The sequence below is a fragment of the Alteromonas macleodii ATCC 27126 genome (genome assembly GCF_000172635.2).
Lineage (GTDB): Bacteria > Pseudomonadota > Gammaproteobacteria > Enterobacterales > Alteromonadaceae > Alteromonas > Alteromonas macleodii.
The window spans coordinates 3,188,770-3,202,444 of the sequence record NC_018632.1 but is presented as its reverse complement, the minus strand read 5'-3'; the positions used below and the strand labels follow the sequence as shown (position 1 = coordinate 3,202,444).

13 protein-coding genes are annotated in these 13,675 nt (G+C 44.5%); 3 read left to right on the top strand and 10 right to left on the bottom strand.

Annotated features, from left to right (window positions below; genetic code table 11):
- Positions 1 to 62: 62 nt before the first annotated feature.
- The 5 genes from MASE_RS13740 to MASE_RS13720 all read right to left on the bottom strand — a co-directional run bounded on the left by MASE_RS13740 (position 63) and on the right by MASE_RS13720 (position 4,812).
- Positions 63 to 269: a hypothetical protein gene (locus MASE_RS13740; protein ID WP_014950349.1), complete on the bottom strand. Its 207-nt coding sequence runs from the start codon at positions 267 to 269 to the stop codon at positions 63 to 65.
- Between the two features lie 14 nt (positions 270 to 283).
- Positions 284 to 1,129, bottom strand: coding sequence for an SAM-dependent methyltransferase (locus MASE_RS13735; RefSeq protein ID WP_014950348.1), 846 nt, complete (start codon positions 1,127 to 1,129; stop codon positions 284 to 286).
- A gap of 70 nt (positions 1,130 to 1,199) precedes the next feature.
- Positions 1,200 to 3,191, bottom strand: coding sequence for a RecQ family ATP-dependent DNA helicase (locus MASE_RS13730; protein WP_014950347.1), 1,992 nt, complete (start codon positions 3,189 to 3,191; stop codon positions 1,200 to 1,202).
- A gap of 140 nt (positions 3,192 to 3,331) precedes the next feature.
- Positions 3,332 to 4,057, bottom strand: a complete 726-nt coding sequence (locus MASE_RS13725; RefSeq protein WP_014950346.1) for a transposase — start codon at positions 4,055 to 4,057, stop codon at positions 3,332 to 3,334.
- A 161-nt stretch (positions 4,058 to 4,218) separates the two neighbouring features.
- Positions 4,219 to 4,812 (bottom strand): hypothetical protein, encoded by a 594-nt coding sequence (locus MASE_RS13720; protein WP_014950345.1) that lies wholly within the window; start codon positions 4,810 to 4,812, stop codon positions 4,219 to 4,221.
- 337 nt (positions 4,813 to 5,149) lie between these two features.
- Between MASE_RS13720 and MASE_RS13715 the strand changes: the two genes are divergently transcribed.
- The 3 genes from MASE_RS13715 (at position 5,150) to MASE_RS13705 (ending at position 8,322) form a co-directional block, all read left to right on the top strand.
- Entirely contained in the window at positions 5,150 to 6,271 is a 1,122-nt protein-coding gene (locus MASE_RS13715) for a zinc-binding dehydrogenase (RefSeq protein ID WP_014950344.1), read from the top strand.
- A 199-nt stretch (positions 6,272 to 6,470) separates the two neighbouring features.
- Entirely contained in the window at positions 6,471 to 7,292 is an 822-nt protein-coding gene (nei, locus tag MASE_RS13710) for an endonuclease VIII (RefSeq protein WP_014950343.1), read from the top strand.
- Between the two features lie 97 nt (positions 7,293 to 7,389).
- Complete coding sequence (locus MASE_RS13705) at positions 7,390 to 8,322, top strand: bifunctional helix-turn-helix transcriptional regulator/GNAT family N-acetyltransferase (protein WP_014950342.1); 933 nt, start codon at positions 7,390 to 7,392, stop codon at positions 8,320 to 8,322.
- A 248-nt stretch (positions 8,323 to 8,570) separates the two neighbouring features.
- Here MASE_RS13705 and dksA read toward each other — a convergent pair whose 3' ends face one another.
- The 5 genes from dksA to MASE_RS13680 form a co-directional block, all read right to left on the bottom strand.
- The gene (gene dksA / locus MASE_RS13700) at positions 8,571 to 8,993 is read right to left on the bottom strand and encodes an RNA polymerase-binding protein DksA (RefSeq protein WP_014950341.1); all 423 of its coding nucleotides are present in this window, start codon (positions 8,991 to 8,993) and stop codon (positions 8,571 to 8,573) included.
- Entirely contained in the window at positions 8,990 to 9,208 is a 219-nt protein-coding gene (locus MASE_RS13695) for a hypothetical protein (protein ID WP_014950340.1), read from the bottom strand. Before MASE_RS13695 ends, dksA begins: the two co-directional genes overlap by 4 nt.
- A gap of 11 nt (positions 9,209 to 9,219) precedes the next feature.
- Positions 9,220 to 11,385 carry a M3 family metallopeptidase gene (locus MASE_RS13690; protein ID WP_014950339.1) on the bottom strand — a complete coding sequence of 722 codons (2,166 nt, stop codon included), beginning with the start codon at positions 11,383 to 11,385 and terminating at the stop codon, positions 9,220 to 9,222.
- A 159-nt stretch (positions 11,386 to 11,544) separates the two neighbouring features.
- Entirely contained in the window at positions 11,545 to 12,714 is a 1,170-nt protein-coding gene (locus tag MASE_RS13685) for a sugar efflux transporter (RefSeq protein ID WP_014950338.1), read from the bottom strand.
- Between the two features lie 190 nt (positions 12,715 to 12,904).
- Complete coding sequence (locus MASE_RS13680; RefSeq protein WP_014950337.1) at positions 12,905 to 13,579, bottom strand: nitroreductase family protein; 675 nt, start codon at positions 13,577 to 13,579, stop codon at positions 12,905 to 12,907.
- Between the last annotated feature and the right edge of the window lie 96 nt (positions 13,580 to 13,675).

The window sequence follows — 13,675 nt, the reverse complement described above, 5'->3', positions numbered from 1 at the left end:
AGCGAAGATGCATTTCAAACAGCGCTTCACTTTCTACTTCAGCTAGCTTAAAAAGATAACGACTAGTAGCTAATTACGCGGGTAGCCTTGCTAGTATCATCAAAGCGTTTGGCTACTTCGTCCCAGTCTTGGTCTTTAATTAGCTGAAGATCTTCACCAGATAAACCGTACTTTTCTGCAGTGCCCACAGGGTTCTTTTTATACGCATCCATTAGTTTGCTGTTGCTGTCTAGCTCAACCAAGAAATCTACAATTGTTTTCTTTGCCATGTCGTTTTTTCCTTTTAGTTTACTTTTGGAGATCTAAAGTCAATAACTTGTTGCTCAGTTAAACCTAGCTTTGCCAAACGATCCTGACGGTATGCTGGCATGCCAAGTGAGGGTACTACTAGGGTCGAAATTAATGTTGGCTTGGCGAACTGTAATTCGCGAAGCAACACTTTTTGTATTTTTGGCTCGCAAAGGGGCAGGGTGGCTGCCTCGTAAATAATCAGCTCGTGATCTTCTGGATAGTGCTCGGCTAGAATGTCAGCCAGCATGGCAAGCCCAGATTCACTGTGATTAGCATCTAACACGCTTAGCGTTGCTTCTCCGGCTAAACCTATTTGCCAGATGATTTGCGTCATGTGAGGATCAATGCGGTAATCGCGAAACAAAAATTGAGTTGCTTCATAAGACTGACAGCCAAAGCGAGAGGGATCTATTCCCAAATCCGCAATTAAGCAGTCTTCTGCAGACACGCCGGGGAGCATTTGCGCATCTAGGCCAAGTTCCCGTACTCTGCGAATAGCCTCATGAGAAGGCGTAACAAATACGCCTGGGTGACCATAAAAAGCCACGCACACTTTTTTACCTTCAACAACTGACTGCACGATGCGGTCGGCCATTTGGTCATAGGTGACAGCGCGAGATTTCCCTTCTTGATAAAGGTCGTCTAAAGACACACTGTTCGGGTTTATATTGGTGACCACGTGTTCACCAACTTTGTTCATGATCCCCATGTACACAATGTCAGCATTTTCGATGTGGCTTTTGGTCGCTATCGTCATTTGACCCGCAACACTGATTCCAGTGCCAACTACAACTAGCGATCCCTTAGGAGTATGTTCTTGTCCCTGAATTAGCGTCATATTTTCCTTTACCACTTGCTAATTGTGATTCACTCAACACTATAAATTAGATTTGGGGTATTTGCTACGTTCACTGATTTATAGCATCTACCATTGCTTTCACATCAGCATATCGGCAGTTTTCACAAGAACCAAAGCCCTTTACTTGTCTCACTTTAAATCGAGTGAACAAAGGCATGGTCATGCCAGTTAGAAAACGACAGCAAATAGATGATGTGATTGGGCCATCAAATTTTCCGCTCAAATGCGCTTTTAGTGCTGCTATGGCCTCTGATATTTGGTCTGGGTTCGGTGTGGGAATTGGGTTTGAATAGCTGAGCCTAGCCACATTTCCCTGACATACACTGCAGTGCCCGCATTCATTGGGCGCTTGGGAATCGTCAAAATACGCCGATAAGTTATAGCTTAAGCAAGTATTGAGTTCGAAGAAGCTTACCAGCGCGGCGATACGTTCTATTTCTTTGCGCTCGTTTTCAGCGAAATAGCGAGCCAACCTTTCTGCCAAATCGGCAGCTTGCAGTTTTTCGTAGTCAACGCGGTATACGTCAGTTATTAAGCGTGAGGCAAGCTCAATATGATTGTGTTCATGTAAATACTCTAGTGCGGCCACCACCCTGGCACGCTCTGCGCCGTAATGCTGATAAATACTGTCGAAATCTATAATGCCCCACACCTTTTTCATATTTGAATGAGTGAATACGGCGTCTAGGAAGCGAGCCCGTTCTTCTGAGAAAAGGCCAAGTATGGTGGTTTTCTCTGAAATAAAACGAAATTTATATTCAGCAAAATAGGCATACAAAGGGCGAATAACGTTTGCGAGTTCGAGCTGTACCAGGAGGGTTTTAAGCGGAAGCTGTCGTATGTTGCTGGCACTCGATAAGCTATTTATTTGCGTTTCCCACTGGTAAACATTGTTTTCGCCGTTGGTAGGTGAATCATTTTGCGCCGCTGAATTTATGTGAGCGGGGGCCTGTGCGCTGATATCATCTATTACGCGTTGAATGGCGCTTTTATCTGGTGTATCGCCATAAACGAAGTTCTCTATGGTGACTAGCCCGTCAAGGTTAGCTAAAACCGTGCAGTTTGCGGCTTTACCGTCTCGTCCACCCCGGCCAATTTCTTGGCTGTAGTTTTCAATAGACTTTGGTAAGTCGTAATGAACAACAAAGCGAATATCCGACTTATCAATGCCCATGCCAAATGCAATGGTAGCCACAACAACTTGAAGCTTATTGTGCATAAAATCTTGCTGGATACCTTGTCTTACATCACTGTCGAGACCAGCGTGATAAGCCTTTGCAGCAAACCCTTGTTGCTGTAGGACCCGGGCTACTTCTTCTGCACTATTTTGCAGCGTGACATAAACGATACCCGCACCTTTCTGTTTTTGAATTTCTTCAAGTAAGGCTTGGTTTTTATATGGTTCATGTACTGGGCGAACATGCAAATTCAAGTTGGGTCGATAAAACCCTGTTTGAATAATGTTGGCTGGCGCAACATCAAAGCGCGCTGCCATATCTTCTTTTACTTTTTTAGTGGCAGTAGCTGTGAGCAGAAGTACTAACGGAATATTAAGCTCTTTCTGATACGCGGGGAGTTTTAAGTAGTCAGGGCGAAAGTTGTGGCCCCACTCAGAGATACAGTGTGCTTCATCGACAACTAGCATACTTACTTGAACAGATTCAATAAACTGTCTAAAACGCTCGTTCTTAAAACGCTCCACTGACACCATTAAAATTTTACACTGCCCAGAACGCACGTCGTTCATCACCTGCTTGTTTTGCTCGGGCGTTAGCGTAGAGTCGATACTCGCTGCTGCAATGCCTTTGCTATGAAGAAACTCCAGCTGATCTTTCATCAGTGCTAACAGTGGCGACACAACCAAGGTCAAGTGTGGCAATTGCGTAGCAACAAACTGATAGCACAATGATTTGCCCGAGCCAGTGGGAAAAATCGCTAACGTTGAATTTCCACCAAGCAGTGATTCCACTGCCTTCTTCTGTCCCTCGCGAAACGCCGAAAAACCAAACAGCTGCTGCAAAATATTGGGGTCAGAGTACATTAATAAGCTTCCAAGTCGCGATATAAAAAATGGGGTCAGAGTACATTAACTTATTTCCAAACAGTTTGTGGTTAAGTGTTCGCAGGTTTGAGCTAGTTGAGCCAACGCGATGTTTTTAAAAATAAAGGGGTCAGAGTACATTAAGCTATTTCCGAGCAACCAGCGGTTAACTGCTCACTGATTTGCGGTGGCCTACCCAACGCTTCGTGTTTTAAGCGATGCCCAGTCAGGCTTTCAATTTGCTGTTTAAAAGTATCGCTTCCCAGCACTAGTCCTCTTCGAGTACCGCTTTGAATTTTATCAATGTCAGTTTGAGGCAGTTCATCATCGAACAGAGCGCGGTAAGCGGCAAGACGTTGGTTTTCTGAAGCTCCTAAATTTAGGTATACAGGATGAGGACTGTGCAGTGACGAAGACGTGCCTAACGCATTTATTCTGTAGCTTGACCATTTATATTCAACCGGCTTTTCGACCATGTTCGCTCTTACAGGGTTTAGCTCGATATATCTATAAACCGTGAGAAGATATTCGTCGTTAGAGACCAGACTGGAATGAAACCTTCCTTCCCACAACGTTCCAGAGCGCTCATATTTGTGGTTAAAGTACCTCACATACATGCGGCCAAGCGCTTGCATCATTTTGCTTACGCCAAGGTTATCAAGCTTAGGAGTGCAAAGTAAATGAACATGATTGGTCATCAATACCCAAGCATGTATGCCTACATCAAATTTTGCAGAGAACTTTTTAAGCCAGCTAATATAGGCGATGTAGTCGTTTTCACACTTAAAGCATATTGAGCGATTGTTACCTCTTTGGATGACGTGTTGTGGATAGCCTGCGGGAGCCAAACGAGGTTTCCTTGCCATAATTTCACCAAATTCCTTTCTATATTCTCTCTAATAAAATGAGTGAATTGAGTAAAGGCTACAACCCTGTACCTACCAAAACTGGTCTAACGGGCAAGCTGGAAGAATGAAATGAATGGCTTGTTTGGCTCTCCTAAATTAGAAAATGTACTCTGACCCCATTATTCATATCCCCAGGGGGCGCTTGGCGTTGCTATAGGATTTTCGAGATCAAAATCTACCTGTACTTCGCGGGCAGGGCGAATTAGTCGATAGCTAAAGCGGCTAGGGTAGATCATCATTTGCCAGACGTTATCCGTTGATGCTGCAATTCCCGATTCTATAAATAACGCTTTTGAATATACATCTGCAGGAAACGACTGCACTTGGGGGAACCCTTCATCTACTGTGTGGCCGCCATACATGGTTGAAGAATGAAAGCTGCCATCTTCATTTCTATGGTCGTGCTTCAGCATAAGACCCGCGCCGGTTTTCGCTAGAATCCAAGTGCGAGATGCATCGTCTCCCACGTGAAAAGGAATTTGAATTTCCGAGTCTGTACACTTTCGTACGTGCATAACAAGCTTCGCATTACCGAACGTATTACCCACATTGTCTTTGCTAACTTTGCCCTGAAATGCTTTACCGCAGTGGGCCTTTATCGCATTAAAAAATGCATCGTGAGTAGGAATCGAGACCAACGGTGCCTCTTTTGCAAGCGCAGCATTGCTTATTACAGCAAGCCCAAGTAAGACATACGCACAATACTTTTTCATTTCTTAATTCATCATAGCAAGTTGATACAGGCTTAGCAGTGTAACCCATCTTAGTAATGGGGTCAGAGTACTTTATTGATAAAGCTCATGGCGTGATGTGTGATTAGGAGAGAGGCGGTACCACTTGGTGTAGCCGTTGGGTTGCTTCGCGTAAAAACTCATAAAAATGTACTCTGACCCCATTTTTCAGCGTGCGAGAAATGTACTCTGACCCCATTTTTTTGGGTGTATAAGTGGTCGAAACGCATATGTATTCGCAATATAAATATTGCTGATAGTTGTGGCGTGTTAGCTTAGCACTACATTCAGCGTTTAATTTTCAGGGCGAAATAATCACATGAATAAATCAAAACAACTGTTTACGCTAATTACCTCAGAAGGTGAACTTCAGGTATCGTTAAAAGAAGTTGATGTTCCAGAGCCGAAGCCGCACGAAGTGATTGTGCGTATGGAAGCATCTCCTATTAACCCTTCAGACATGTGGCCGATGTTTGGCCCGGCAAGCTTGGATAAAGCGACCTTCGACGCAGACAAAAAAGCATTGGTTGCGCCGGTGCATAAGCCTTTGTTAAATCGTATTAAGTCGCGTTTAGACCAGACTCTGCCTATCGGAAACGAAGGTGCAGGTACGGTTGTTAAGGCGGGTGATAGCCCGGAGGCACAAGCTTTAATGGGCAAAACCGTATCTATTCTTACTGGTGCAGCGTATACCGAGTATGCCTGTGTTCCTATGCAGGCATGCTTGCCTCACCTAGATAGCACCACGCCGCAACAAGCTGCGTCTTCATTTGTTAACCCGCTTACTGCTCTTGGTATGGTTGAAACAATGCGTATGGAAGGGCATAAAGCCTTGGTTCACACTGCAGCAGCGTCTAACCTTGGGCAAATGCTAAATAAAATTTGTTTAGAGGAAGGCGTAGAGCTTGTAAATATTGTTCGCAGCCAAAAGCAGGTGGATATGCTTAAAGAGATCGGCGCGAAAATAGTGCTCGACTCAAGTAGTGAGAATTTTAAAGCCGAACTTTATCAAGCCATCGACAGCACGGGTGCAACACTAGCGTTTGACGCCATTGGCGGCGGTGAGCTAGTTAGCGATATCCTCACTATGATGGAAGCGTCGGGCAGTAAAGATGCAAAAGGCTTCAACACTTACGGCTCTGACAGCAATAAACAAGTGTATATCTACGGTGGCTTAGATTTCTCGCCTACTATTTTGAATCGCGCTTACGGCATGACGTGGAGCATTGGTGGTTGGCTATTAATGCGTTTCTTAGGCAAGCTTGATAAGAAGCGTGTAGGCGAGCTTTACCAAAAAGTTGCTACGGAAATTAACACTACCTTTGCGTCGTCTTACACCAACGAACTGAGTCTTGAGGAGACATTACAGCCTGAGAATGTAGCGCTTTATAACGCTAAAAAAACCGGTGAAAAATACCTGATTGTGCCAAACAAGGGCTAATCAGCGCAGCGTTTAAATACGGCATTTTCAGCTTAAATTTGTTCAATAATAGGGTCTGTTGATCTTTGATGTACAAACTTCGGTTTAAAGTACATCAAAGGGCCACAGACCCTTTTTGTATTCGTTATGTTTCAGCTGCAAAGAAGCTGACAATGATGCGAAGTAACCAGTAACCGAGATAAAAGGTATTTGAGACAACATGCCTGAAGGCCCAGAGATTCGTCGCGCTGCAGATAAAGTTGAAGCGGTGATAAAAGATATTCCCCTAGAAAAAGTAGAGTTTGGATTAGCTCAACTTAAACCCTACGCTAAGCAGTTAGAAGGCGAAAAAGTGCTGCGCATGGAAACTCGCGGCAAGGCGTTAATTACCCATTTTAGCAATGGGCTCTCTATGTATTCACATAACCAACTCTATGGCGTGTGGCATACCTGTAAACGCAATAGAATGCCGGATACTACCCGCCAGCTAAGGGTAGGGCTTCATACCGAAACACACAGTGCTATTTTATATAGTGCATCTGACATTAGCATTTGGCCAACGCAAACTATTCATGAGCACCCTTTTTTACAAAGAGTTGGACCCGATGTACTCAACAATTCGGTGACAGAAGAGTTGGTATTAGAACGTTTACGTTCAAAAGCTTTCTATAACCGCGCACTAAGCGGTTTATATCTGGACCAACGCTTTATGGCAGGTCTGGGCAACTATCTTCGCAGCGAAATATTGTTTGCAGCAGGTGTTCATCCTTCACTCAAACCTTCTCAGTTAGCTGATGAGCAGCTGCGCAGCTTGGCACATCACACCTTAACAATATGCAAACGCAGCTATGAAACCGGTGGCTATACCGTGTACACAGAACTACGCGAAGTGCTTGAAGCAAAAGGCGTTAACTTTGAAGGTACGCGATTTATGGTGTTCGACAGGGAAGAGCAGCCTTGTAGAATCTGCGCCACTCCAATAAAACGCCAAACGTATAACGGGCGACGTTTTTATTGGTGTAGCCGGTGCCAGGCGAAGTGAACCACATCCCCGTTTTTCGATGATCAAATAATAATCTGTTTGACTTGTCTCCAATTACGATTAATTATATCCGTAACTGGTTACGGAGTTTTTTGAAGTGAAGTCATTTAATGAATTGGGGCATATTGCATTAGGTACTGCCTTACGTCAGTTAGCCGCGCAGGTGTCAAAGGATGCGGAAAATACTTATGCGAAATTTGGATTTGCGATAGAGCCAAAGTGGTTTCCAGTATTTTACGTGCTCGCGTCAAAAGGTGCTGATTCCGTCGTGAATATCGCTAAAGAGATAAATCATTCTCACGTGTCGGTGAGTAAGATCGTAAAAGAAATGAAAGCACGCGACCTAATTGAAAGTTATAAATCGAGCGACGATTCGCGGGTTACGCTGGTGGCGCTAAACGATAAAGCGAAAGCGATGGTGCCCAAAATGGAAAAGCAGTGCGATGCCATAGACACTGCCATGCGCGAGCTAAAAGATGAAACGGGTATCGATTTATGGGAAGCGGTGAGCGTAGTTGAAAGGCATCTTCGATATCGCCCCATAAGTGCGAGAGTGGACGGTGACTCGCCTGATATTAAGGTAGTCGATTATGCGCCAAAGTATCGCGAGGCATTTAAATCGCTCAATGTTGAATGGATAAGCAAATATTGGGAGCTCGAAGAGCCCGACTTTAAAGCGCTCGACGACCCTGAAGGCTACATTTTGAATCAGTCGGGTGTGATATTGATCGCGTTAGATAAGGGCGAACCCATAGGCTGCTGTGCACTTATTAAACAAGCTGACGATACGTTTGAACTTGCCAAAATGGCGGTGTCTCCCAAAGCTCAAGGCAAAGGGGTAGGGCTGCTGTTAGGTAAAAGTATTGTCGAAAGAGCGAAACTGATGGGGTTAAAGCGGCTTTATTTAGAGAGCAATTCGGTACTTAAGCCCGCAATATGTTTGTACGAAAAGATAGGGTTTAAACCTATTAAGGGGGCGTCGTCGCCCTATGCGAGATGTGATGTGCAGATGGAGCTTTTATTCAAATAAATAATAGTTATCGTAAAGTGCAGCTATAAGTAAAGCCACGCAACACAGCGGTCACTGTTTTGGTTTAACTGAAGGTTCAATACCACCGTTGTCAAAACGGTTAACTCTCGGCTTTCATTATAAAATGATAAAAAGCTGAAACGCATTCAGTCCATTCTTGCCAAAAGACGAGTGTGCGCCTTGTTAACCGCACACTCAAATTTTCACTTAAATATTCACTCAAAAACTCTCAGGCACAGAAAGTATCATTACTTTCTTTGTGAGTAATAATGCTGCTCTCTGCCTTCGTTTACCATTTTCACATCGGCGCAGTATTCTGAGACAGGCCTTATCAGTAACCTAGGAATGCCAATGGGTTCTCCGGTCTCCAAGCAGTATCCAAAAGACTTGTCTTTTATTCGTCGCAACGACTTATCGATTTTAGGAAGTAGCTTTCGCTCCCTGTCCAAAATTCGAAGAGAAAGCCTGGATTCTTCTTCATACTGCGCCCGATCAACTTCATCGTTTATCTCAGGAGGTTGACTTAACGATGCCTTCATCTCTTCAATATGAGCCATGGTTTGCTGTTTTAAATCGTTGAGCAATTCTTTAAAAAATTCAAGCTGCTCATCGTTCATGTAGTCGTCTTCACTGGCGGCAAGAAGCGCTTCTTTAGTCAACGTTTTACTCATTTCAGCTCCACTAAGGCTTGATGAAACCAGCCTAAAACCTGCTTATAGTGTGCCTCGCCATACAAACGTAGAAATTGCTTTGTATGCTGATCCTTCATGTTCGAAAGCGCCGCTATCCGTGATTCTAAAAACGCTTTGTCTAACGCTATGCCACAATCGCGGACAATACAGTTTTGCCATTCAACGAAGTTAGAGGGTATTACCGGTGAATTCATGAGGCCTCCTGTTAGTCGAGTTTGGTTTTAAGCCCTCTGCGAATAAGCAGAGCATCTGTTGTTGGCGCTTTTCCTCGGAATGCTTTATAAGACTCCATCGGGGGACGAGAATTGCCGGTAGATAAGATTTCCTTTCTATATTTCATACCGTTTTCTAACTTTAATCCGCCGAGTTCTTGCATATAAGCAAAGGCATCAGCAGCTAAAATTTCACTCCACATATAGGCATAGTAGCCAGCGGAATAGCCGCCACCCATTGAATGTGCAAAGAATGCTGACTTATAACGAGGCGGTACATAAGACAAGCCAACATTATGTTTATCGAGAGCTTGGGCTTCAAAGGCTTGGACATCTTCAGGCGCCTGATCGGCAGAGATAGAATGCCACTCCATATCAAGCAGTGCTGCAGACATATATTCCAATGTGTCATAACCCATATTGAATGTACGTGAACGAATCACCTTTTCCAGCAGAGCCTCTGGAATAGGCTCGCCAGTTTCATAATGCTTGGCATAGTTTGCAATAACGTCAGGGTGGGCTGCCCAGTCTTCTTCGAAGGTAGAAGGGAACTCTACATAGTCTCGCGAGACAGATGTGCCGGCCAACGTTGGGTAATTTACGTCTGACAGCATGCCGTGAAGTCCGTGACCCATTTCATGGAACATGGTAGTAACATGATCGTAACTGACTAATGTAGGCTCGCCATCAGGCGCTTTGTTTATGTTCATTACATTAACCACAACAGGCTTTTGCGAGAGCAATTTCGACTGTCCTACGAACGAACTCATCCAAGCTCCACCGCGTTTACCTTTGCGAGAAAAGTAGTCGGCATAAAAAATCGCTAAACTGTCACCATTTACATCAAACAGCTCGTAAGCCTTTACATCAGGGTGGTAAACCGGCAAATCTGGACGGGGCTTGAAGCGCACTCCGTACAATTTATTCATAGTGAAAAATACGCCATCTTCAAGCACGCGATTAAATTCGAAGTATTGTTTCACCTCGTTTTCATCTAGCTCGTATTTAGCTTGTCTTACCTTTTCTGCGTAGAAAGCCCAATCCCAAGGCTTTAGTTCGAAGTTATTACCTTCCGCTTCAATCATTGCTTTAATGTCAGCGGCTTCTTTTTCAACGTTTTTAAGCACAGCGGGCACCATACTGCCTAGCATGTCGTATACAGCGCTTGGCGAACCGGCCATTTGTTTGTCTAGGCTGTAGGCCGCCCAGCTATCAAATCCAAGCAATGCTGCTTTTTGTGCGCGCAGTCCTGCCAATCGGCTAATAATTTTGGTGTTGTCGTATACCCCAGATTGGTTTCGGTATGCTGATGCTTCCCACACTTGCTGGCGAAGTGCTCTATTTTCTAGTGAAGTAAGGACAGGTTGACGAGTAGTGTTCGTGATACGTAGAAGATACTTGCCTTCTTTATCAGCAGCTTTAGCAGCATCTGATGCGGCCTTTATTTGGCGCTCTGACATCCCTGACAGCTGCTCTACGTCATTTACTACCACCGCAATTTCAGATGACTCTGCCAGTAGGTTTTGAGAAAACTGCGTGGTTAAGGTTGAATGTTCTTCGTTTATTTCACGTATCTTCTGTTTATCTGATTCATTGAGTTTAGCGCCAGCGCGAACAAAATCAGAGTAATACTCTTCGAGTAGTCGGATTGATTCAGTATCTAACTCCAACGCGTCGCGCTGGTTGTATAGCGTTTCAATACGCTTTAAAAGCGCACTATTTAAATTAATGGTATCGCTGTGAGCCGCCAGCTTTGGCGCTAGAATTTTTTGGATTTCTCTGCGTTCAGGCGAGCTATCTGTTCCTACTAAGTTGAAAAATACTCGGCTAGTTCTGGTGAGTAAACTTCCACTTTTTTCAAGCGCTAGCAGCGTATTATCAAAGGTGGGGGCGTCAGGGTTAGACGCTATTTTTTCTACTTCTTGTAAGTGCTGTTCCATTCCTTTTTCAAATGCAGGAATGAAATGCTCGTCCTTTATCAAATCAAATTGCGGCGCGCCGTAAGTCAGTGAACTTGTCATAAATAAAGGGTTCGTCTGCTCTGCTTTTGCTGAGTCAGTCTGCGTTGTAGCAGTCTTATTCATTGTTGACGCCTGTTCGGTGCAGCCTGTTGCCAAAAGTATAGAAGATATCGTGGCTGAAATAAGGAGCTTTTTCATAGGGTTCCTAAATTTTAGGGTAATTAATTGTTCGTGAGTGTAATGTTATATTGTAACAATTGTCAATTATGAGAAAGTGCGAAGAAATTAAAGGAAGCGATAGAAGTGCTGCTGGGTTACGCCTTAACTAGCGATCTGCTAGTTTTTTTTGAATAAAACTTAGCGTGCTTCTCGTTTTACAAACATGAACACTAACATCACGTTTAAGCCAAATATGGCAATGCACAACGACCCAATAGTGGCATCTCTGAAGCTAAAAAATTGAGCCACGGTGCCTGCGCCAATGGTGCCTAGCATCATACCCACCCGAGTGGCGTTTGAATAAAACGCTGAAGTGAATCCAGTTAAGTCGGGCGCTTGTTGTTGCAGTAAGGTCAATCCAATACCAGCATATAAACCGTAGAACAGTGCGTTCAATATTTGAAGGGTCAATAACTCCCAACTTGACTGAGAAAAGTACACGCCAACGTAAAAGCAACAGCCGAAAATAAACGCCACAGCCATGATACCCGCAGGTGGGAACCGTCGGGCTAATTTGGCTGCTAGCAGCATGGTAGGTATTTCAAGTGCTGCCACAACCCCCATCATTAGCCCAGGCAAATTTTCCGGCAACCCCAGTTCATTCATTACGTACAAAGGCATGGATGATAAATACATGACATTGCCTGCCATTCCGGCAAGTATGGCTAACCCCACAAGCCAAAACGGCAGTGATAGCGAGCCTTTAAGCGTTGTATTGAGTGACTGTTGATTGGCTTTTTGAGGCGGCACAACGTTCACCACAAAAAGCGTTGCAACAATCACACATGCAATGGCCACCGAGAAGGACGCTGCGAAGCCAAAATTGGCAACCAGCGTAAATGCTAGCGGCGGGCCTACCACCCAAGCGAGAGAGATGGCAGCGCGAACTTTTGAGTTAAATGCAGCTAAGTCAATGTCTTGGTTTTTTGCCCATAATCCCGAAACGGTCAACATTTGAGACACGGCTCCAGCGCCCACCGACATAAACAAGACGCCAGCGAGAAATACGTGCCAAAACTGTTTGCTAAAGATAAAGGCGACCATGGCAATGCCCACGCAAATCATGGTTAGCCCGTAAAGGCGATTTGCGTTAAAACCTTTGTCTGCCAAGTGCCCGAGGTACTGACTGATCACCAACCCTGATAGCGTAACGGACACCATATAAATACTTATATAAATAGGCTCAACGTTGATCTCATCAATGAGGAAATAGCTCATCAGTGGCGTAACAAACGACGATGTTAGGCCAGTTAATAGACTTAACAGTAAAAAAGGAAGTTGTGGAGAGAATGCGTGACGCGATGACATGAGGATACGAGCTCCGAGGGACTGTTAAACGTGGTTGACCGAAATTCGTAAAGAAAAGGTCGCAGCCCTTAATAACGAGGGCGCATTATAAGTGCTGCGTATCTCATGTCTATGCCAAAGCTTTTATTAGTTATGCCGTTTTAAATACTTAGTTTACTTCATGCGCCCAGGTCAATAGCGCTTTTTAAATTTAAAGAAAGCTCGCAATTTCGCTAAGCGACTTTTTTTGCATGGCGTGTGCAGGAATTGTGGCGTTATCCGCCGGATAGCCTGCAATAATAAGCATATAAGCACGCTCGTTATCAGGCCGTTGACAGACTTCGGTTAAAAAGTTCATTGGCTTTGGTGTGTGAGTCAAGGTTGCCAAACCTGCGTTGTGGAGTGAAGTAATAAGCATACCCACCGCGATACCCACCGATTCGTGCACATAGTAGTTTTGGCTTTTTTCGCCCGTTTCTGTCTCTCCAAACTTTTGACTGAATACGGCAATAAGCCAAGGCGCGGTTTCCAGATAGGGTTTACTTGCGTCAGTGCCTAACGGCTTTAGGTCATCTAGCCACTGTTGCCCCGCACGCCCATTATAAAAACCGCGCTCATGCGCTTCAGCCTGTTCGCGTATTTGTTGTTTTACTTCGGGCGACTGAATGGCGGCGAAATGCCAAGGCTGATGATTCGCTCCACTGGGTGCCGTGCCAGCAGTCAAAATACAGTTTTCGATTACCGCTTTATCAACGTGCTTGTCACTAAAGTGACGAATACTGTGGCGGCGCTGCATGGTTTTCAAAAAATCTTCGCTTCGGGAAAGCATTTGCTCTTCAGGGTACTCAATAAAATCACTGAGCGGAGAATGGTCGTGAGGCTGCATTTATAATCTCGTTTTTCTGCTTTTTTACTACTCTATCGTTAGTGACGGGTTATTAAAAATAAAAACGCGCTAACTAGGGCGTGTTATATACATCGA

Excerpts from the sequence above, each read along its gene's own strand:
- MASE_RS13690 (WP_014950339.1), bottom strand. The coding sequence starts at position 11,385 with ATGAAAAAGCTCCTTATTTCAGCCACGATATCTTCTATACTTTTGGCA.
- MASE_RS13730 (WP_014950347.1), bottom strand. The coding sequence starts at position 3,191 with ATGTACTCTGACCCCAATATTTTGCAGCAGCTGTTTGGTTTTTCGGCG.
- MASE_RS13715 (WP_014950344.1), top strand. The coding sequence starts at position 5,150 with ATGAATAAATCAAAACAACTGTTTACGCTAATTACCTCAGAAGGTGAA.
- nei (WP_014950343.1), top strand. The coding sequence starts at position 6,471 with ATGCCTGAAGGCCCAGAGATTCGTCGCGCTGCAGATAAAGTTGAAGCG.
- MASE_RS13735 (WP_014950348.1), bottom strand. The coding sequence starts at position 1,129 with ATGACGCTAATTCAGGGACAAGAACATACTCCTAAGGGATCGCTAGTT.
- MASE_RS13680 (WP_014950337.1), bottom strand. The coding sequence starts at position 13,579 with ATGCAGCCTCACGACCATTCTCCGCTCAGTGATTTTATTGAGTACCCT.
- MASE_RS13720 (WP_014950345.1), bottom strand. The coding sequence starts at position 4,812 with ATGAAAAAGTATTGTGCGTATGTCTTACTTGGGCTTGCTGTAATAAGC.
- dksA (WP_014950341.1), bottom strand. The coding sequence starts at position 8,993 with ATGAGTAAAACGTTGACTAAAGAAGCGCTTCTTGCCGCCAGTGAAGAC.
- MASE_RS13740 (WP_014950349.1), bottom strand. The coding sequence starts at position 269 with ATGGCAAAGAAAACAATTGTAGATTTCTTGGTTGAGCTAGACAGCAAC.
- MASE_RS13695 (WP_014950340.1), bottom strand. The coding sequence starts at position 9,208 with ATGAATTCACCGGTAATACCCTCTAACTTCGTTGAATGGCAAAACTGT.
- MASE_RS13725 (WP_014950346.1), bottom strand. The coding sequence starts at position 4,057 with ATGGCAAGGAAACCTCGTTTGGCTCCCGCAGGCTATCCACAACACGTC.
- MASE_RS13685 (WP_014950338.1), bottom strand. The coding sequence starts at position 12,714 with ATGTCATCGCGTCACGCATTCTCTCCACAACTTCCTTTTTTACTGTTA.